Source organism: Arthrobacter sp. K5 (assembly GCF_040448525.1).
Lineage (GTDB): Bacteria > Actinomycetota > Actinomycetes > Actinomycetales > Micrococcaceae > Arthrobacter > Arthrobacter globiformis.
The window spans coordinates 974,431-991,227 of record NZ_CP159279.1; the positions used below are offsets into that span (position 1 = coordinate 974,431).

At 66.4% G+C, this 16,797-nt stretch carries 25 protein-coding genes; 12 read left to right on the top strand and 13 right to left on the bottom strand.

What is annotated here, in order from left to right; genetic code table 11:
• The first annotated feature begins 26 nt into the window (after window positions 1-26).
• Window positions 27-413 (top strand): hypothetical protein, encoded by a 387-nt coding sequence (locus ABRP34_RS04235; protein WP_003800653.1) that lies wholly within the window; start codon window positions 27-29, stop codon window positions 411-413.
• 99 nt (window positions 414-512) lie between these two features.
• On the opposite strand, the gene ABRP34_RS04240 is transcribed toward ABRP34_RS04235, so the two are convergent.
• Entirely contained in the window at window positions 513-839 is a 327-nt protein-coding gene (locus ABRP34_RS04240) for a chorismate mutase (RefSeq protein ID WP_003800652.1), read from the bottom strand.
• 14 nt (window positions 840-853) lie between these two features.
• Between ABRP34_RS04240 and ABRP34_RS04245 the strand changes: the two genes are divergently transcribed.
• Window positions 854-1,276 carry a VOC family protein gene (locus ABRP34_RS04245; RefSeq protein WP_353712382.1) on the top strand — a complete coding sequence of 141 codons (423 nt, stop codon included), beginning with the start codon at window positions 854-856 and terminating at the stop codon, window positions 1,274-1,276.
• A 68-nt stretch (window positions 1,277-1,344) separates the two neighbouring features.
• On the opposite strand, the gene ABRP34_RS04250 is transcribed toward ABRP34_RS04245, so the two are convergent.
• Complete coding sequence (locus tag ABRP34_RS04250) at window positions 1,345-2,076, bottom strand: SOS response-associated peptidase (protein WP_003800648.1); 732 nt, start codon at window positions 2,074-2,076, stop codon at window positions 1,345-1,347.
• A 120-nt stretch (window positions 2,077-2,196) separates the two neighbouring features.
• Here ABRP34_RS04250 and ABRP34_RS04255 point away from each other — a divergent pair, with 120 nt between their 5' ends.
• Window positions 2,197-2,454: a mycoredoxin gene (locus ABRP34_RS04255; RefSeq protein WP_003800646.1), complete on the top strand. Its 258-nt coding sequence runs from the start codon at window positions 2,197-2,199 to the stop codon at window positions 2,452-2,454.
• 87 nt (window positions 2,455-2,541) lie between these two features.
• On the opposite strand, the gene ABRP34_RS04260 is transcribed toward ABRP34_RS04255, so the two are convergent.
• A complete protein-coding gene (locus tag ABRP34_RS04260) occupies window positions 2,542-2,793 on the bottom strand; it encodes a hypothetical protein (RefSeq protein ID WP_353712383.1) in 252 nt (83 codons plus the stop codon).
• A gap of 160 nt (window positions 2,794-2,953) precedes the next feature.
• Between ABRP34_RS04260 and ABRP34_RS04265 the strand changes: the two genes are divergently transcribed.
• Complete coding sequence (locus ABRP34_RS04265; protein WP_003800642.1) at window positions 2,954-3,316, top strand: VOC family protein; 363 nt, start codon at window positions 2,954-2,956, stop codon at window positions 3,314-3,316.
• Window positions 3,317-3,394: 78 nt separating this feature from the next.
• On the opposite strand, the gene ABRP34_RS04270 is transcribed toward ABRP34_RS04265, so the two are convergent.
• Window positions 3,395-4,144, bottom strand: coding sequence for a lipoate--protein ligase family protein (locus ABRP34_RS04270; RefSeq protein WP_353712384.1), 750 nt, complete (start codon window positions 4,142-4,144; stop codon window positions 3,395-3,397).
• A gap of 16 nt (window positions 4,145-4,160) precedes the next feature.
• On the opposite strand from ABRP34_RS04270, the gene ABRP34_RS04275 reads away from it, so the two are divergent.
• Window positions 4,161-4,544, top strand: a complete 384-nt coding sequence (locus ABRP34_RS04275) for a DUF2177 family protein (protein WP_003800627.1) — start codon at window positions 4,161-4,163, stop codon at window positions 4,542-4,544.
• A 28-nt stretch (window positions 4,545-4,572) separates the two neighbouring features.
• On the opposite strand, the gene ABRP34_RS04280 is transcribed toward ABRP34_RS04275, so the two are convergent.
• Window positions 4,573-5,376, bottom strand: a complete 804-nt coding sequence (locus ABRP34_RS04280) for a thioesterase family protein (protein ID WP_353712385.1) — start codon at window positions 5,374-5,376, stop codon at window positions 4,573-4,575.
• 153 nt (window positions 5,377-5,529) lie between these two features.
• Between ABRP34_RS04280 and ABRP34_RS04285 the strand changes: the two genes are divergently transcribed.
• The 6 genes from ABRP34_RS04285 (at window position 5,530) to ABRP34_RS04310 (ending at window position 11,644) form a co-directional block, all read left to right on the top strand.
• A complete protein-coding gene (locus ABRP34_RS04285; protein ID WP_353712386.1) occupies window positions 5,530-6,546 on the top strand; it encodes a phosphodiester glycosidase family protein in 1,017 nt (338 codons plus the stop codon).
• Window positions 6,547-6,555: 9 nt separating this feature from the next.
• Window positions 6,556-7,635, top strand: a complete 1,080-nt coding sequence (locus ABRP34_RS04290; RefSeq protein ID WP_353712387.1) for a glycosyltransferase — start codon at window positions 6,556-6,558, stop codon at window positions 7,633-7,635.
• Between the two features lie 26 nt (window positions 7,636-7,661).
• On the top strand, window positions 7,662-8,351 hold the full coding sequence (locus ABRP34_RS04295; RefSeq protein WP_353712388.1) for a DUF4956 domain-containing protein: 690 nt from the start codon (window positions 7,662-7,664) through the stop codon (window positions 8,349-8,351).
• Window positions 8,348-9,142 carry a polyphosphate polymerase domain-containing protein gene (locus tag ABRP34_RS04300; protein ID WP_353712389.1) on the top strand — a complete coding sequence of 265 codons (795 nt, stop codon included), beginning with the start codon at window positions 8,348-8,350 and terminating at the stop codon, window positions 9,140-9,142. Before ABRP34_RS04295 ends, ABRP34_RS04300 begins: the two co-directional genes overlap by 4 nt.
• 46 nt (window positions 9,143-9,188) lie before the next feature.
• Window positions 9,189-10,757 (top strand): carbohydrate-binding domain-containing protein, encoded by a 1,569-nt coding sequence (locus ABRP34_RS04305; RefSeq protein ID WP_353712390.1) that lies wholly within the window; start codon window positions 9,189-9,191, stop codon window positions 10,755-10,757.
• A 182-nt stretch (window positions 10,758-10,939) separates the two neighbouring features.
• Window positions 10,940-11,644: an endonuclease/exonuclease/phosphatase family protein gene (locus ABRP34_RS04310; protein WP_003800614.1), complete on the top strand. Its 705-nt coding sequence runs from the start codon at window positions 10,940-10,942 to the stop codon at window positions 11,642-11,644.
• A 22-nt stretch (window positions 11,645-11,666) separates the two neighbouring features.
• Here the strand turns inward: ABRP34_RS04310 and ABRP34_RS04315 are convergent, their stop codons facing one another.
• The 5 genes from ABRP34_RS04315 to ABRP34_RS04335 all read right to left on the bottom strand — a co-directional run bounded on the left by ABRP34_RS04315 (window position 11,667) and on the right by ABRP34_RS04335 (window position 15,060).
• Window positions 11,667-13,445, bottom strand: a complete 1,779-nt coding sequence (locus tag ABRP34_RS04315) for a DUF5671 domain-containing protein (protein ID WP_353712391.1) — start codon at window positions 13,443-13,445, stop codon at window positions 11,667-11,669.
• Window positions 13,442-13,921: a hypothetical protein gene (locus ABRP34_RS04320; protein ID WP_353712392.1), complete on the bottom strand. Its 480-nt coding sequence runs from the start codon at window positions 13,919-13,921 to the stop codon at window positions 13,442-13,444. Before ABRP34_RS04320 ends, ABRP34_RS04315 begins: the two co-directional genes overlap by 4 nt.
• Window positions 13,922-13,929: 8 nt before the next feature.
• Window positions 13,930-14,118: a DUF1918 domain-containing protein gene (locus ABRP34_RS04325; protein ID WP_003800608.1), complete on the bottom strand. Its 189-nt coding sequence runs from the start codon at window positions 14,116-14,118 to the stop codon at window positions 13,930-13,932.
• An 83-nt stretch (window positions 14,119-14,201) separates the two neighbouring features.
• Window positions 14,202-14,552: a TraR/DksA C4-type zinc finger protein gene (locus ABRP34_RS04330; RefSeq protein ID WP_353712393.1), complete on the bottom strand. Its 351-nt coding sequence runs from the start codon at window positions 14,550-14,552 to the stop codon at window positions 14,202-14,204.
• The gene (locus tag ABRP34_RS04335; RefSeq protein WP_050934302.1) at window positions 14,542-15,060 is read right to left on the bottom strand and encodes an NUDIX hydrolase; all 519 of its coding nucleotides are present in this window, start codon (window positions 15,058-15,060) and stop codon (window positions 14,542-14,544) included. The genes ABRP34_RS04330 and ABRP34_RS04335 overlap by 11 nt, the downstream gene beginning before the upstream one ends.
• 32 nt (window positions 15,061-15,092) lie before the next feature.
• Here ABRP34_RS04335 and ABRP34_RS04340 point away from each other — a divergent pair, with 32 nt between their 5' ends.
• Complete coding sequence (locus ABRP34_RS04340) at window positions 15,093-15,602, top strand: metallophosphoesterase (RefSeq protein WP_353712394.1); 510 nt, start codon at window positions 15,093-15,095, stop codon at window positions 15,600-15,602.
• 99 nt (window positions 15,603-15,701) lie between these two features.
• Here ABRP34_RS04340 and ABRP34_RS04345 read toward each other — a convergent pair whose 3' ends face one another.
• From ABRP34_RS04345 to ABRP34_RS04355, 3 genes are all read right to left on the bottom strand, one after another.
• Window positions 15,702-15,878: a CsbD family protein gene (locus ABRP34_RS04345; RefSeq protein WP_003800599.1), complete on the bottom strand. Its 177-nt coding sequence runs from the start codon at window positions 15,876-15,878 to the stop codon at window positions 15,702-15,704.
• Window positions 15,879-15,974: 96 nt separating this feature from the next.
• Window positions 15,975-16,415 carry a DUF1810 domain-containing protein gene (locus ABRP34_RS04350; RefSeq protein WP_353712395.1) on the bottom strand — a complete coding sequence of 147 codons (441 nt, stop codon included), beginning with the start codon at window positions 16,413-16,415 and terminating at the stop codon, window positions 15,975-15,977.
• Window positions 16,416-16,423: 8 nt separating this feature from the next.
• Window positions 16,424-16,696, bottom strand: a complete 273-nt coding sequence (locus ABRP34_RS04355) for a hypothetical protein (protein ID WP_353712396.1) — start codon at window positions 16,694-16,696, stop codon at window positions 16,424-16,426.
• Window positions 16,697-16,797: the final 101 nt, after the last annotated feature.

Here is a 16,797-nt window from a genome sequence, read left to right on the forward strand (position 1 = left end):
GGCGGCTCACAGGGCAGGATGGTCCCATGAGTTCCAATGACGCGCTCCTGAAGCAGGTAAGCATCGCCGCCAAAGAAAGCACATTGGTGGCCAAGTTCGATATCGACGGCAACATTCCAGCATCGGGCGCCTTTGTTGTGGGGCTCGTGGCTGCCACTCCGGATTATTCACATCAACGGAGGCTGGGAATCGAGTTCATGAACGGCGAGGCGGTTTCGATCTACTCCTTCAGCCATGACGGCACGGAGGAGAATTTCGACCTCAGCAGCGTTGAGCACTCGGGCAACACCATCACGGGCAACTTCCCCATGAGCACGGTACTGGGACTGGACAAGAGCCATCTCATGTCTGCGTTCAGTGAGGCCGACGGGCGGGAATTCCAGTCCGGCGTGCCCGTCGAGGAGAAGCTTTAGAGGGTCAGCGCCCCCGCGAGCTGCACCGGGCACCAGCACGGGACAGCCGACCCTGCGCCGCGGCGTGCCTAACAACAGCCGGGCGTGCCTAACAACAGCTCAGCTGTTGTCGTTGTGGATTTTCATCTCAAGCTCGATGAACTTCGAGATCATGGCCCGGTACGTGCTTTCCACGATGTCCGGGTCTATTTCTTTTTTCTCGGCGGCCGAGCGCACATGCTCGATGACCCGCTCCACGCGCCCCGGCGCCCGCACTTCGGCGTCGTCACCCTTCAGGGTTCCCGCGATGCGGATCAGGCGCTCGCGCCGGGCGATCAGCGTGACGATCTGCTCGTCCACCTCATCCACCGCAACCCGCACGGCAGCGAGCTGTTCCCGGTCAGCCTGGGCGTTTTTCTCGTCTCCGTGATTTGTGGGCATGGTCATGACAGTATCGAACCATGCAGCCCAGAGTCGATTTTATTTCATTGGGAGTGCGCAGCGTGGCCGCCTCCCGGCGCTTCTACGTGGACGGCCTGGGCTGGCCGGTCCACCGGGAGGTTCCCGACGAGGTGGTCTTCATCCAGGCCAACCACGGCCTGATTCTCTCCTTGTGGGATGCCGGGCAGATGCAGGCCGAAGCCGCCGTCGACGCTCCCGCATGTGTTCCCTGCATCACGCTCAGCCACAACGTCGGCAGCGCCGAGCAGGTGGACCAGGTGATGGCGCAGGCAGAGTCTGCCGGCGCCGCCGTCGTGGCCCCTGCCAAGACCCAGCCCTGGGGCGGCTACACCGGATACTTCGCCGATCCGGACGGCTTCCGCTGGGAAATTGCGTTCAACCCCACCTGGACAGTGGACGACGGCGGCCAGGTCACCGTCTGATTGCAGGACCCGTCCGTTTGCGGGCTTGGGTCTGGTTCGGCCCGGGTCCGCTTATCCAGGAAGCTAACTCAGAAGAGTGCCTCCACAGGCTCGATGAGCTCCGGGGAGTTGTTGCGGACGTTGCCCACCGCCTTGCCCACGGAATCCACCCGCCAGCCGGCGGCTACGTCCTTGACGCCTGACCGGACGAGGTCCACCAGGCCGGCGGCGTCGTCCGCCTGGGGGTCGAGCCAGGCAGCCATGGTGTCGCGGCTCATGGGCAGCGGGACGCGGTCGTGGAGCGCTGTGAGTTCGGCGAACACCGTGCCTTCAGTTCCCGCCGGCGGCGAGTCCGCCGTCATGATGGACATCGACAGCATCCACTGCGCGGGTTCGCCCGGCGGCAGGGTCGGATCCTTCCACCATTCGTAGAGTCCGGCGAAGGCCATGGCGGACTCGTCCCGGGGGTGGACGTAATAGGGCTGCTTGCTGCGGCCCTCGCCCTGCTTCCACTCGTAGTATCCGTCCGCAGGGACCGCGCAGCGCCTCGACTGCACGGCTTTGCGGAACGCCGGCTTCTCAAGGACCGACTCACTCCGGGCATTGATCATCTTCGCTCCGATGCCCGGGCTTTTCGCCCAGGATGGCACCAGGCCCCAGCGGGCGACGTGCAGCTGGCGGACCGTGTCGCCGTCGATCAGCCGTTCAAGCACAATGGGCGCGCCGTCGGTGGGCGCAACGTTCCACGACGGCGGGATTTCGGTTTCGTTCTCAAGTTCGGCGTCGAATTCGGCCAGCAGATCCCCCACTGCCCGGGCCATGACGTAACGTCCACACATGGCACCAGCATGCCATTGCAACAGAGGCTGGGGAATACCGGTGCCCGGGTTACGGTTGTGGGGAGGGAAACCGACAGGACCATATCAATCAGAGGAGAGCCCGTGGACTTTACCCCCGAAGACGGCACCATCACCATGTTCTCGACCACCTGGTGCGGCTACTGCAACCGGCTGAAGAAGCAGCTGGACGCCCAGGGCATCGGCTACACAGAGATCAACATCGAAGAGGTCGACGGCACGGCCGAGCTCGTGGAGCAGATCAACGGCGGCAACCGCACCGTCCCCACCGTCCTCTTCCCGGACGGCACGGCTGCCACGAACCCGTCGGCAGCAGAGGTCAAGAACAGGCTCGCTGCTTAAGGCTGACGCCGCACTACGTTCAAACAGTAAAGGCACCGGAAGACCGGTGCCTTTACTGTTTCCATTTGCTGTTTCTGGTCCCCAGGATCAGACCTTTTCGCCGATCCGGTCCTGGATCGGCCTGGGCGCGCGGGCTTCCTGGCGGCGGGGTTCCTTGCGGCGGGCCAGGAAGGCCCACAGCCTGGTGTCGTCCGCGTGGGTCCGGGGTTGCGGATGGTCCACAGGCAGCGGGTTCCCGGGCGCAGCTTCCGGCGGTACCGGGGCCCGGTGCGCCTCAGGCTTTCGGACGGTATCCTTTCGGGTGTCCCAGCCAAAATCCGCCCGCGATGAATAGCACATCACCGACCTCCTTTTCAGCGGCTGTCCCTTAATCGTCCTCTCGTCTGCGTTTGAAATCGACAGGTCTGGGTACGAAAATTCCGGACCCGGCGACGCTTCTGGCGATTGCCAGTCCGGCGCGTTACAGTTCGAGTTCCTTCCCGCGTTCCAAAGGATTGCTGTGAATCCAGTTTCCCCGCAGATCGGCACCGTCTTCGTCCCCGTCAGCGATATCGAGGAAGCCCGCGACTGGTACTGCGGCATGCTGGGCGTGCCCGCAGACGACAAGGTCCTGCTGGACCATCTGTACATACTCCCCATGGAGGGGGCCGGCCTCGTCCTGGACAGCAGGATCTACTCCCCTGGCGCGGTTTTCCAGGTTCCTGCGTTCCACTTCAACACCGCCGACATCCATGCGGCCCACGTGTTCATGAAAACCCGGGGCGTGGAACTCACCGACGTCAACGATGACCAGTGGTTCAACTTCCGGGACCCGGACGGGAACGTCCTCATGATCTGCCAAATCCCCCCGGCCACCGAATAGCAGCCACTCAACAGAACGGGCCGAAGAGCCGCACCCCGGCGGACCGGAGCTTGGCGGCGCCGGTGTCACAGCGCAGAGTCAGGCGCGGAGACTGCTGAAGTCCGCCTGGCCCAGCGTGGCGTACTCCGCGTAGGTGCGGACCACAGCCTCCTCGATGGCCTGCACGTCAAGGCCGGGCACAAGGTCGTTGACCGCGCCGGCAGTCGCCGGATCCCAGTCCAGCCCCAGGGCCGCATAGCTGGCCGTCAGCACCTCGCGGATCGGCGCCGAGTCCTCCACCACGACGACGGAGCTGAACAGCCAGGCGCCGGACACCACGCGCTGGGCTGTACCCACCAGCTTGACCCGGCGGCCCGGAGCCTCATCCGCGAAGCCGTGGACGCTGTATTCACCCGGGCAGTACTCCCCCGGGATCTCGCCGACGGCGGCGTGCACGCCAACGCTTTGGAGTGCCCCCGCGAGCATCTCGCCGAAAAATGCGAAACGGCCCTTGGCTCCGGCGATCGCGTCGCTGTGCGGCTCCACGTGATCGATGATCAAGGTGCCCTCATGGTAGGCGGCGGCGCGGCCTCCGGCCTTGCGGATCAGCGGTTCGAACCCCAGGTCGCGGCAGGCCTGGGCGGCGGCGCCGAAGCCGGGCAGGCGGGTGTCGCGCTGGCCGAAGGCCACAGTCGGTGCGGGCCGGTACAGCCGAAGGGTGGACCCGATGACCCCGGCCCTGGCCTTCCCGAGGAGCTCGATCCCGAAATCAAGATCCCGGACGGCGCCGAGGGACTGCTCCTGCCGGACGAGGGTCAGAGTCCGTGAATCAGCCCCGGCCTGCTGCATTTTGCTAAGCTCCCTTATGGTCGTATTGCAATTTCTGGTCGTCGCCGCTGCCTTCGCCGTGATCGACGCCGTGTGGCTCAAGCTGATGAACCCGTTCTACCGCAGCCACATCGGTGAATTGCTGGCCGACCGGCCCCATCTAGGGTACGCCGTGGCGTTCTATTTGATTTACATTGCCGGCATCGTTTTCTTTGCCCTGCAGCCGGCGCTCGACGGCGGCACCTGGCTGACCGCCGTCGGCCGCGGGGCGGCGCTGGGCGCCTTTGCCTACGCAACCTACGACCTCACCAACGCCGCGACGCTCAAGACCTGGCCGCTGCAGCTCATTGTCGTGGACATGGCGTGGGGCGCCCTGCTGACCGCCCTCGCCACGCTGGCGGGCTGGCTGGTCTTCCACTAGGGCGGCAGCAGTCACTGCCCGGCGGCGGTCAGCTTTTCCGCAGCGTGAGAATCTGTTCCGCCCGGCCGAACGGCCCGGACCGGTCATGGAGCACCGTCGAGGTGAGGCCGATGCCGTCAGCACCAAAGGACACCGCGTTGTCCAGCCCCAGCCACTCGCCCTCCGGCCGCCGGTACATGTGGATCTGGAGGTCCAGGTTGGGAAAGGCGTAACTGTCCTTGCCCGGCGGCACCCGCGCGGCAATGCCGTTGGCCGTGTCCACCAGCCCCATGAGCCGTGCCAGGTCCGTGCTGTCGTTACCGTCCGTCAGAGGATGGTCCGTGCGCAGCCACACCTTCCCGGCCCCCGGCCGGTGGCCTTCCGCCACCCTCATTTCCAGGGAACGGATATACCCTCCCGGCCACACGCTCGCACCGTCATAGGGCTTGCACTCCTCGGGCGCGGGAATGGGGCCATCCTCGACGGCGGCCACCGCGGACGTATCGCTGGTGATCATGCGCCAGGCTGTCGCCCTGATGGCCACGCGCCCGGCCGCCACCAGTTCAGCCTGCAGCAGCTCGATGGTGCGTCCCGGGCGGAGCGTCGTGGTGACGATTTCACAGTCACCGCCGGGGATCAGCCCCAGGATTTCGTAGCTGAGCCTGGCCACCCGCATGTCGTCCCGGGGTTCGTGCCGGTCCAGCCGGTCGGCCAGGAGTCCCGACGCCGGGGCCATGTGCTGCTCGTGGGCGTTCCAGGCCCCCTGGGCGTGGATGGTGGAGCGGAAGCGGCCGCCGCCCAGGTCCTGGTAGTAGAAGTCGCCGTCGGCGAGTTCCGGGAGTACAGCAGTCAACGTCGACTCCTTCAAAGCGTGATCGGTTAATCCCGGTTCACTCTATCGCTTCGGCATACGGAGCTGTCCCGGGCATTGCAGGCCGGAAGCCTTCACAGCTTCCTCAAATGCCCGGCTCACGGTCAGCCTAAGTCCGGTCCATACAAATGATGCATGACCTTCCAGCAGAACTCCCCCACCGAAGAAATCCAACCCGCCGGCGCCCAGCAACCGGGCCCGGACCGCAAGCGCGGCAAGGCCAAGCCGACGCGCCGGGCCATCCTCGCCGGCGCGCTGGCGCTGACACTTTCCGCCGGCGGCGCCACCGCATGGGCGCTGGACCGGTTCGTGGTCCAGCACGTGGAAATTTCCGATGTGTCCGCCTACGAGGCAGCCCAGGGTGTGTCTTCCGGGGCCACTACGGTGGGATCGCCCGCTTCTGTCACCGACACCTCGTACACGGCCGACGGCGCCTACATCAACATCTCCACTGTGGTGACCGGCAGCGGTGACAGCACGGTCAGCTACTACATTGCCGACGTCGTCCTTGACGATGCGACGACGCTCAAGTCCGCGTTCGCCAACGACAGTTTCGGCGAGAACATCACCCAGACCACCTCGGAGATCGCGGCGGCCCACAACGCCATCTTCGCCATCAACGGCGACTATTACGGCTTCCGGGACACGGGCATCGTCATCCGCAACGGTGTTGTCTACCGGGACGAGGGCGCCCGCCAAGGGCTGGCGTTCTACCGGGACGGAACCGTGAAGGTCTACGACGAAACCGCCACCACGGCCGAACACCTGGTCGCCGACGGCGTCTGGAACACCCTGTCCTTCGGACCGGCAATTGTCCAGGACAGCCAGGTCGTGGACGGCATCGCGGACGTCGAGGTGGACACCAACTTCGGCAACCACTCCATCCAGGGCGAGCAGCCTCGGACGGCTGTGGGGCTCATCGGCACCAACCATCTGGTCTTCGTGGTGGTTGACGGCCGCAGCCCGGGCTACAGCGCGGGCGTGACCATGACCGGAATGGCCCAGATCATGAAGGACCTCGGCGCGGAGACGGCGTACAACCTCGACGGCGGCGGCTCGTCCACCATGTATTTCAACGGCGCCCTGGTCAACAACCCGCTCGGTGCAAACCGCGAGCGCGGCACCTCGGACATCCTGTACATCGGCAAGTGAGGTCCCGCCATGATCATCCTGATCCCCGCGTACGAGCCGGACGCCCAGCTCCTTGAAGTGGTTGGCGCGATCCGCGCCGCAGACCCCGCGCTCGCCCTGGTTGTCGTGGATGACGGCAGCGGTCCGGCGTACAGGCAGATTTTCGACGGCGCCCGCCGGGCGGGCGCGCATGTCATCAGCCATCCGGCGAACCGGGGCAAGGGCTCCGCGCTGAAGACCGGCTTCCGCTTCATTCTGGACCGTTTCCCCGGCCACGACGTGGTGTGCGCGGACAGCGACGGCCAGCACAGCGTCATAGACATCCTTCGCGTCGCCGAGCTCGCCGGCACGGACGCCACCTCCATGGTCCTCGGCGCGCGCACCTTCGCCGGTGACGTTCCCGCACGCAGCCGCTTCGGGAATGCCGCCACCCGGCTGCTGTTCCGGCTGGCTACCGGCGAGCGCATCCCGGACACACAAACCGGGCTGCGCGGCTACCCTGCGGCCATGCTGCCCTGGCTCCTGACAGCCAGCGGGGAGCGCTACGAATACGAACTGAACCTCCTGGTCGAGGCCAAAGCCGCCGGGTACCGCATTGCCAGCGTGGACATCGCCACCATCTACCTGGACCACAACTCCGGATCCCATTTCCGGCCGTTTGCGGACTCGGTGCGCATCTATGCCCCGCTGCTGAAGTTCCTGCTGTCGTCCTTCGCAGGGTTTCTGATCGACACCGTCGCCTTCCTGATCCTCAGCGCGGCCACCGGCTCGGTCCTGGCGGCAGTCGTCGGCGCCCGCTGCCTGAGCGCCACAGCCAACTTCCTGATCAACCGCAGCCTGGTGTTCAAACACGGCCGCGACAAACCGGCCGGAGCCGCCGGCGCCGGGTACTTCGCCCTGGCGCTGGCCCTGCTGGCGGTGAACTACGCGCTTCTGACGGCGCTCGCAGGCGCCGGCGTGGCAGACCTGCCGGCCAAGCTCCTCACCGAAGTGGCCCTGTTCGCCATGAGCTACACCATCCAGCAGCGGTTCCTGTTCGCCGCAGCTCATAAACCAGACCTTGTTCCGGCACAGCCCCGGCACAGCTTGGCCGTGGATCGTAACAAGTAGCCCACCACGAGACCCCGGAGAACCCCTTGAACCATCTGATACTTATCGCCGCAGACATCATCGCCATCTGCGTGCTGACCTTCGTCCTTTACGTCCGCCGCCACCGCCGCCGGGACCTGGCCGTGTCCTACCTCGGGATGAACATCGGCGTCCTGGCCGTCGCCACAGCACTCTCCGGCTCCGCTGCCGGACTGGGGCTGGGGCTGGGCCTCTTCGGGGTTCTCTCGATCATCCGGCTCCGGTCCACTGAACTGGCCCAGCACGAGGTGGCTTACTACTTCTCCGCCCTAGCCCTGGGGCTGATCTCGGGGATCGGAGTCGAACCGCTCTGGCTGACGCTCTCCCTCATGGGCCTGGTGCTTGGCGTGATGTTCGCCGGCGACCATGAGCGGGTCCTTCCCGCCTACCGGCACCAGACCGTTGTCATGGACCGCGCCATCTCCCGTGAGGCTGAACTCACCGCCCGGCTGGAGGAACTGCTCGCCGCGAAGGTCCACACCGTCACCGTGCAGGAACTGGACCTGGTGAACGACAAGACCATCGTTGACGTCCGGTACGCCTGCCTCCCCGCCCGCGGATCCCGGCTGAACGGTGCTGCCAGTCCGGACAACGCCGCTGGAAACCCTGCGGCGTGGCATGAGGCGCTCCCTGCCCAGGAGCTCCAGCCGCAGGCGCCCGCACCGCAGGCAGCTCCCGCCACGGCAGGTGCGGCATGAGCTCAACACCCGCGGCCGGGGAGACAACGCTCATGAACCTTGCCGCCATGCCGCCGATCGGACTCGAGGAGCTCAACGCCCAGGCCTCCCTGCAGACGCGCGTAGACCGGAAGTACGTGGTTCCCGCCGCGACTGCCCGCCAGGTGCTGGCAACCTTCGGCGGCCAGGCCCGCGTCCTCGAAATGGACGGCCTCAGGTCCTTCGCCTACGACTCCGTCTACTTCGACACCCCACAGCTGGACAGCTATATGCTGGCGGCGCGCGGCCGGCGCCGCCGCTACAAGATCCGCACCCGGACCTATGCGGACACGGGCACCAGTTTCCTCGAGGTCAAGACCGAGGGAACAAGGGAGGCCACGGTCAAGGAACGCATCCCCTACGACACCGCGGACCGGTCCCGGCTCACCGCGGAGGGCCTGGCCTACGTCAACGAAACCCTGGCCACAACCGTTGGCGACGTTCCGGACAGCCCCCTCGGTCCCGTTCTGGAAACCCGGTACCGCCGGACCACCCTCTACCTCCCGGAATCCGGCAGCCGGGCAACGATCGATTCGGACGTCACCTGGCAGACCGGGGACGGCGAGCCGTGGGTTCTCGCCGGCAGCGTAGTGCTCGAGACCAAATCCGGGTCGGCCGCCGGACCGCTGGACAGGCATCTGTGGCAGCACGGTGTTCGGCCGTCCAGGATCTCCAAGTTCGCCACCGGCATGGCCGCGCTGCACCCGCACCTGCCCGCCAACCGCTGGAACCGGACGCTCCGGCACAGCATGCGTCTGGCACCCGCAGCCTGATCCACCTCCCGGCTTTCCGCCCCCAAAGACATCCCAAAGGAACCCCATGCGTAAATTCAGCAAGAGCTTCTCCGTGGCCGCCTTCGCCCTGGCCCTCTCCCTCGCCGGCTGCTCCGCCTCCGGGAGCACGGCCTCCAGTGGAACGGCGGGCACGTCCAGCCAAACGGGCACCAGCTCGGCGTCCAGCACCCAGATGGTGACGGCAGCCTCGATCTCCGAGGACACCCATTACGACGCCGACGACCTCACCTGGGATGCGGCCAAGGAAGTGGCCGTCGCGCTCAAGGACGGCGCCTCCACGGTGGCGGGTTCCGCCGCCGGGGTAAAGGTCGACGGCGACACCGTCACCATCTCGGCCGCCGGAACCTACCGTCTCTCAGGTGCACTCACTGACGGCAAGGTGGTCGTCGCCGCCGGCGAAGAGGACGTGGTCCGAGTGATCCTCGACGGCGCAACCCTCGCCAGCTCAACCGGCTCGCCGTTCATCGTCCAAAGCGCCAACGAGGCTATCCTGTTCCTCGAGGAAGGCAGCACCAACTCCATCAAGGACGCCGCAACATACGCGGACCAGGGCACCGACGCCCCGAACGCGGCGGTCTACTCGATGGCCGACCTGACACTGGCCGGGACAGGCTCACTGGAGGTCAACGGCCAGTACAACGACGGCATCGTGTCCAAGGACGGCCTGGTCCTGGCGGCCGGCAACGTCACCGTGAAGGCGGCCGACGACGGCATCCGCGGCAAGGACTACGCCGTACTGCTGGACGGCACCTACCAGATCACGGCCGGCGGCGACGGCTTTAAATCGGACAACGACACCGACGACGGCCGCGGCTGGCTGCTGGTCAACGGCGGCAAGCTCACCGTCAGCGCCGGGGATGACGGTGTCAAGGCGCAGAACCAGCTCGCCATCGCAAACGGCACAGTGACGGTATCCGAGTCCTCCGAAGGCCTGGAAGCCCAGCACATCGCCGTCAGCGGCGGCACGGTCACGGTGACGGCCATGGATGACGGCGTGAACGCCTCCGGCGGCGCCTCAACCGCAACCCAATCAGGTGGCGGCATGGGCGGCGGGCCCGGCGGCGGGGAATCAGTGGGCGACTACTCCGTGGACATCTCCGGCGGCTCCCTCACCATCAACTCCGAGGGCGACGGCTTGGACTCCAACGGCAACGCGTCCATCTCGGGCGGCACCGTGGTGGTCAACGGGCCCGAAAGCAATGGCAACGGCGCACTGGACGTCAACGGCGAACTGGCAGTCAGCGGCGGAACCGTGGCGGCAGCAGGAAGCGCCGGCATGGTGGTCACCCCGGGAACAAGCTCCACCCAGTCAGGTGTGCAGATCACGTTCACCTCCACCGTGCCGGCGGCTACCACCGTCCAGCTGGCCGACGCCAACGGCAAGCTCGTGGCCACGTTTGTGACCACCAAAGCCACCGGCTCGCTCGTCTTTTCCTCGTCGGCCATCGAAGCAGGCAAGCAGTACACCGTGCACACCGGCGGCACGGCGCAGACGGAGTCCGGACTGGGCGAGGGCTCGCTCGAGGGCGCCACGGAGCTGGGCACGGTCACGGCCGGTGAATACACGCAGGGACACGGCCCCGGCGGAAGGTAACAGGGGGCCGGCAACAAGCGGCCGGTCAGAGGCCGCAGCAACCTGTGGAACCCGGAATGCGTCCGGCGCGGCATATTTTTTGCCCCGCCGGACGCGCGCTTAATGTCCGGATCTCCATATGATGATCTGGGTAGACTCGGAGACTGGTCCTTCTAGCAGCCCTCGGAAGAGGTGTTCCACTGATGCGAGTTATTAGCTACAACCTCCGCAAGCACAAGGCGAGTGGCGAACTGATGAGTCTGGCCCGCAACTTTGGGATAGACGTCCTGTGCCTCCAGGAGTGCGACTCATCCGATCTGCCTGACACGCTTGGCCCGCTCCACCTGGCCGACTACACCAAGGGCAACAGGCTGGGCCTGGCCATCTACTACCGGGCTGACCGGTTCACGGCACTGGATACCCAGACCTTCGCCCTGAAGAAATCCATGCACGACCGCGTGATGGCTCCGGCCCACGAACGGCTGATCGGCACCCGGATGGTGGACAACGAAACCGACCATGAGCTGGTGGTGGGTTCGTTCCACGCCGCCCCCCTCACCGCATCAAACTCGCTGCGGCGCAAGCAGATCCACGCGGCGCATGCCGAGCTGCTGAGCATGGGCACCGGGCTCATGACACTGATGGTGGGCGACTTCAACTATCCGTTCTTCACCAAGAGCCTTGACACGCACATGAAGAACTCCGGGTACGCCCTGTCCCTGAGCAACCGCAGGACCTACACCCGGTACAAGGTTTTCAAGGGCCACTTCGACTTTGCCACGTCACTGGGCCTGGACATTGAAAGCGTGGAAACGCTTCCCCGGGGGAAGTCGGATCACCTGCCCATCCTCGTGACAGCCGAATACGGCGCGGACCGGGCTCCGATCAAGGGGCAGCCTGTTTCCTGAGGCTTCCGCGGTCAGGCCTCAGTCATGAGACTGCGTGGTCCCGTACCGGGATGACATCGATCCGGGCGTCGGGTCCGACGACGACCAGCACCCGCTCAGCAATCACGCCTTCCAGTGCCGCCATCAGTTGCCCGGGATCCGGTACCCTGCCCGCGGAGGGGGCGGCAGCACCGCCGTCGGACGCGGGGTGCTGCCCTGCCGCCGGACCGGACCGCAGCCATACCGTCACGTCGGCCCCGGTGGCTGCGCGGATAGCATGTGTCAGCAGAACGGGATCAGAGCCTGTCACCAGGACCACCTGCCCGATGCTGCGCTCCTCGTTCTGTAAAGGGCCGGCTTCCTGCACCGGCTCGACTTCCTGAACTGGGCCAGCGTCCGGCGGCAGAGTGGCACGCTCCCGGCGCCAGACGCTGTAGTGATAGGCAGCCACGAGCGCGGTGGCCGTCAGGAGTCCCAGCGGCGCCCGGATCCGACCTATGAGGTTCCCCGAGCGCTCCGGGTCCAGCAGATACTCAAAAACCTGGTACCCGACCACCAGCAGGGCGATCAGCGCCACCACGGCGCTGATCCCGAAGATAACCACGAGGTAGATTCGCCGTCCGGCTGCGCCGCGGTTCGCCGGCTGCCACGCCCTCCACCAGACGGCCCCGCCCACGGCAAGGGCACTGATGCCGCCCAGCAGCAGGGTGCGCGTGCCCGTTCCCGCCAGGGTTGTTTCGGCAAAGCCCAGCGCCGCGTTGACAACCACTCCCACACCTGAGGCCGCGGCGATCAGCGCCACTCCGGATGCCAGCAGCAGCCCCGTCTCCCGCATCCGCTCCGACCGCGCGGCCGTAAGCACTGAGTGGTAACGCCAGACTAGGGCTCCGACAGCTGCAGCGGCCAGCGCGGGGCCCAGGGGATCCACGAGCCGGATCACCTCGTCGGAGCGGTCCAGTACCAGCCGCAACAGGACGAACACCACCGTGGTGGCTCCGGCCACTGCCGTTATGCAGCCGCCAAGCACTCCGAAGACGGCAGCGGCCACGTTGGCCAGCGATGAGGCCAGGCGTTGCGCTCCGCCGCGAATCCACTGCCACCACCACACCACGAATCCGCCGCCGGCCCAGATGAGCGGCTGCAGCACCGAAACCCACCAGGGTAGTCCCACTTCCTGTGTACCTGCCAGCCCCCGCAGCGCCGCGTCGAGGAGACTGCCGAGAGCGGTCACAGCCCCGCCGGCAAATAGCAGCAGCCCCAATACCGACCCTGCGAGCGCCGGGACGGTGTGCAGCCGGCGCGGTCCCTTGCCGTGGTGCTGCCACATCCACCGGTGCCACACCCAGACGGCCGCCCACACCACACCTGTGGCCAGGGACGAACGCCATGCCGTTCCTTCAATCGCCCCGTCCGCACCCGCCATACCGGATGCGGCGCGGGCCAGCAGCCCGAACAGCCGGGACGCAGCGCCGAGCAACGCTGTGACAGCGGTGACGAGGGCAACGGTGTAGACGCCGGCCACATACAGTCCCCAGGCAACAGACGACCGCTCGGCTTCCTCCCCTTGCCGGCGCCAGGCCAGCCACCACAGAACGGCGGCCATGCACCCGCCAACCAGACCAAACGCGAGGGACCGGGCGAGGCTGCCGACGTCGTTCCCGGCCAGCCCTGCACCGGAGTCAAACAGCCGCTCAAGCAGGCCGGCCAGGCCGGAAGCGCCAATCACGACGAGGACGAAGAGAAGTACAAACACCACCAGCCGCCGCACGGTGGGCAATGCCGGCGATGTTGGTCCGCGTGCGCCGGTCCGGACCGTACTCACGGCTTCACCGCCGGAACCGGACAGAGGGTGAGCTGCCACGGGGCGGTCGCAACGAGCCAGTTGCCGTTAACCCGTTCCAGGCCAAACACGGCCTCCGTCTCGTATTCGGGATTCCCGAACGGGCCGCTGCCGCTGGACGTGGCCAGGACCACGTGCACCTCCGCCGTGTCGGCATGCTCGACGGTGGAGGCCAGCGTAACCCGAAGCGTGCCCGAAGCAGGACGGTCCGCCGGCACGCACGGCCTGTCCGGGTGCGAAGTCCCCAAGCGTCCGTCCGTCGAGTAGCGTGCGGCTGCCGCGCCGTCATTGTTGAGGACGGCGGCCGCATAGCGCTGGACCACACCCGCCGGCGTACTCTCCGCAAGCGGCTCAGGCACACCGCGGAAAAAGACCACGGCGAGCGCCACGGCGACGAGACCGGCAATGATGGCAAGGACTGAAATCAGGGTCCGGTCGGGCCGTGGCGGTGCGGTCATCCGGGCAGCTAGGTGGTGTGGTGCTCGACGGTGAAGTCGCCGCCGGGGTAGAGGATGGTCTCGTGGCCATCGTCGAAACGGACATGGTACGGCGGCGCTCCGTTCGGGCCCCGGACCTCCAGAATCTCACCGTGCCGGTCCGAGGACTCCACTGTCCTGCCCCGGATGATGATGCGGTCTCCCTGGGTTGCCTGCATGGCAATCACCTCCCAGCCCTAGAGTACGATGCTCTTCCCTCCGGCGGAACAGCTGCGAGGCATCCTCGGAAACGGAGCCGGGATTACGCCCGGCCGCCCGTGTGGCGGATGCAGAAGGGAGTCCAGGGGCGGGCCTCCAGCCGCCCTTCGGCGATCTGCTCTCCGCACACCGTGCATATGCCGTAGGTACCCGCGCCGATCCGCTCAAGGGCAGCGTCCACCTCGGCCAGTCCGGACCGGCTTTGGTCCAGGAGTGCCGATGCCTGGGAAAGTTCAAAGGCAATGGTTGCACCTTCAGGATCATGCTCGTCGTCGACGTTGGAGTTGTGCCGGGCGGCGTTGGCTGAGGCTATGTCTGCGCGCAGGGCCGGCAGAAGGGCGAGTTTTCGCGCCCGCTCCTCTTCCAGTATCAGCCGGAACTTCTCAGTGTCCATGGTTGGAGCCGTCCAGCAGCCTGCCGCGCAGCTCCGGCCAGGAGGCGGCAAAGGAAGGATGCAGGTTGATGCCGGCCACTTCCTCGACGGGAATCCACAGCAGCTCGATGCTCTCCGGGTCGTTGATGGCTGGTTCGAACGGTTCCAGCACCCGCACGGCGACTGTGGTGTAGGACCAGTAGCCGACGTCGAATACGGAGGTGAAGAGCACTTTGACGCTCTGTTCGGGAACGGCCGCCTCCTCGTGGGCCTCACGCAGGGCGCCCGTCACGGCGTCCTCGCCCTGGTGCAGCGCGCCGCCGGGGAGCCCCCAGGTTCCGCCATGGTCGCTCCAGGTCGCGCGGTGCTGCAGCAGGACGCCCTTCTCCACGTCATGGACCAGCAGGCCGGCCGATCCGAAGCGCCCCCAGAACCGTCCGCGGTCACCCTCCACCCAGGCATCGCCCGGGTCGCGGGGGCCTTGGGGACGGCGGGGATCACCGGGTGAGGGCGGGACGATTTTCTCCATCGTCCCAGTCTGCCCCATGGGAAGATGCTTCGATGAGCCTGCGCCTGGTCTTTGTTGCCGACACCCACGTCCCGAAGCGCGCCCGTGCATTGCCTGAACAAGTGTGGGCCGCCGTCGACGACGCTGACGTGGTGTTCCACGCGGGTGACTGGGTCAGCACCGATCTGCTGGACGAGTTCGAACGGCGCAGCACGCGCCTGATCGGCGTTTACGGCAACAACGACGGCGACGCGCTGCGGCAGCGCTTGCCCGAGACGGCCACTGTGACGCTCGACGGCGTCCGGTTCAGCATGATCCACGAGACCGGACAGGCGAAGGGCCGGGAGCAGCGCTGCGAGGCCCTCTTTCCAGATGCCGACGTGCTGGTTTTCGGCCACTCGCACATTCCCTGGGACACTGTGGCTCCCGGCGGGCTGCGCCTGCTCAACCCCGGCTCCCCCACCGACCGCCGCCGGCAGCCTGTGTGCACCTACATGACCGCCGTCGTCGCGAACAGCAGCTTTGGTGACGTCCAACTGGTGGACGTCAGGACCAGCCCCTGACTGGCCGCACAGGAAAGGGAGCCCTGCCGCGGTTGCCCGGGCGGGACCCCCTTCGAATCTCCGCTTTAGACGGAGCTCAGGCGTGGTGATCCTGTTTGGTCAGTCCTTCTTGAAGGCGTCCTTGACCTTTTCACCGGCCTGCTTCAGATCGGCCTTGGCCTGGTCAGTTTTGCCCTCGGCCTCCAGGCCCGGGTCGTCACTGGCCTTGCCCGCACCTTCCTTGGCCTTGCCGCCAAGTTTTTCTGCTGCATTGTCGATTTTGTCGTCCAGACCCATGCCACTGTCCTTCCGTCTGCGCAGCCCGCTGGGTGCAGGCCGGCTCGTGCTCCCAGTCTAGGTCGGGCACCTATCCGGGTGAAGGGCAGCTACCACTTACATGCCCGGGCTTGCCAGCAGCCGGTCGGTGGCGGCGTCTGCTTCCCCGCCGAAGTAGTGCTCCAAAACGCGCCGGAACACCTGTTCCTCCGGCGCCGCCCGCAGGAACAGCGTCATGGAGGACTGGAGCTTCCGGGCATCGATGCCGCCGAAAATCTCTGCGGCGCCGCGGTTGCCCACGTTGTCCACCGCGGTGGCACACTCGATCAGCCGCGGTCCCAGCACAGGATGCTGCAGGTACGCCCGGGCTTCCTCAAGGGATGCGATGGCGTACCTTCTGGAGGTGGCGCTTTGACCCAGGCCGGCAATCTGGGGAAAGACGAACCACATCCAGTGGCCGCGCTTGCTGCCTGCGCGGAGCTCCTCCAGAGCATGGGCGTAGGTGGCGCCGTCATTCTGCGCGGCGACGAAACGTTCCAGGTTATGCGGGTCGTTCATGGCGGTTCCTAGCTGGAAACATCCCGTTCGATGTCCTCGGCGAGGCTGTCCACGTCTTCGGGCCGCATGCTGATGCCGGCGCCGTCCAATCGTTCCCTGAGGACGTGGCTGACGTCGTCCTCCACATGGCCCAGCCGGATCTCGTCGCGCACCTCCTCGGCGATGTCCTGGACGGTACTGGGGCTGTCCGCCCCTGCCGCAGCGTCAGCGGCTTCCGCCTCAACATCCGCATGCGGATTCTCAGTGAAGTAATCGTCGCCGGTAGCTGCAGATTCAGTCATATCCCATGGTGGCGGCCGCGATCAGATCCGGTCAACAGGTCCGGCACGAAACCATCCGGCGCCCGACAATGACGGCCGGCAAGGACCCGGTCATGGATATG

Coding starts and splice junctions, on each gene's coding strand:
- ABRP34_RS04235 (WP_003800653.1), top strand. CDS start 27: ATGAGTTCCAATGACGCGCTCCTGAAGCAGGTAAGCATCGCCGCCAAA.
- ABRP34_RS04240 (WP_003800652.1), bottom strand. CDS start 839: ATGACCATGCCCACAAATCACGGAGACGAGAAAAACGCCCAGGCTGAC.
- ABRP34_RS04245 (WP_353712382.1), top strand. CDS start 854: ATGCAGCCCAGAGTCGATTTTATTTCATTGGGAGTGCGCAGCGTGGCC.
- ABRP34_RS04250 (WP_003800648.1), bottom strand. CDS start 2,076: ATGGCCCGGGCAGTGGGGGATCTGCTGGCCGAATTCGACGCCGAACTT.
- ABRP34_RS04260 (WP_353712383.1), bottom strand. CDS start 2,793: ATGTGCTATTCATCGCGGGCGGATTTTGGCTGGGACACCCGAAAGGAT.
- ABRP34_RS04270 (WP_353712384.1), bottom strand. CDS start 4,144: ATGCAGCAGGCCGGGGCTGATTCACGGACTCTGACCCTCGTCCGGCAG.
- ABRP34_RS04275 (WP_003800627.1), top strand. CDS start 4,161: ATGGTCGTATTGCAATTTCTGGTCGTCGCCGCTGCCTTCGCCGTGATC.
- ABRP34_RS04285 (WP_353712386.1), top strand. CDS start 5,530: ATGACCTTCCAGCAGAACTCCCCCACCGAAGAAATCCAACCCGCCGGC.
- ABRP34_RS04290 (WP_353712387.1), top strand. CDS start 6,556: ATGATCATCCTGATCCCCGCGTACGAGCCGGACGCCCAGCTCCTTGAA.
- ABRP34_RS04300 (WP_353712389.1), top strand. CDS start 8,348: ATGAGCTCAACACCCGCGGCCGGGGAGACAACGCTCATGAACCTTGCC.
- ABRP34_RS04305 (WP_353712390.1), top strand. CDS start 9,189: ATGCGTAAATTCAGCAAGAGCTTCTCCGTGGCCGCCTTCGCCCTGGCC.
- ABRP34_RS04310 (WP_003800614.1), top strand. CDS start 10,940: ATGCGAGTTATTAGCTACAACCTCCGCAAGCACAAGGCGAGTGGCGAA.
- ABRP34_RS04320 (WP_353712392.1), bottom strand. CDS start 13,921: ATGACCGCACCGCCACGGCCCGACCGGACCCTGATTTCAGTCCTTGCC.
- ABRP34_RS04325 (WP_003800608.1), bottom strand. CDS start 14,118: ATGCAGGCAACCCAGGGAGACCGCATCATCATCCGGGGCAGGACAGTG.
- ABRP34_RS04330 (WP_353712393.1), bottom strand. CDS start 14,552: ATGGACACTGAGAAGTTCCGGCTGATACTGGAAGAGGAGCGGGCGCGA.
- ABRP34_RS04335 (WP_050934302.1), bottom strand. CDS start 15,060: ATGGAGAAAATCGTCCCGCCCTCACCCGGTGATCCCCGCCGTCCCCAA.
- ABRP34_RS04340 (WP_353712394.1), top strand. CDS start 15,093: ATGAGCCTGCGCCTGGTCTTTGTTGCCGACACCCACGTCCCGAAGCGC.
- ABRP34_RS04345 (WP_003800599.1), bottom strand. CDS start 15,878: ATGGGTCTGGACGACAAAATCGACAATGCAGCAGAAAAACTTGGCGGC.
- ABRP34_RS04350 (WP_353712395.1), bottom strand. CDS start 16,415: ATGAACGACCCGCATAACCTGGAACGTTTCGTCGCCGCGCAGAATGAC.
- ABRP34_RS04355 (WP_353712396.1), bottom strand. CDS start 16,696: ATGACTGAATCTGCAGCTACCGGCGACGATTACTTCACTGAGAATCCG.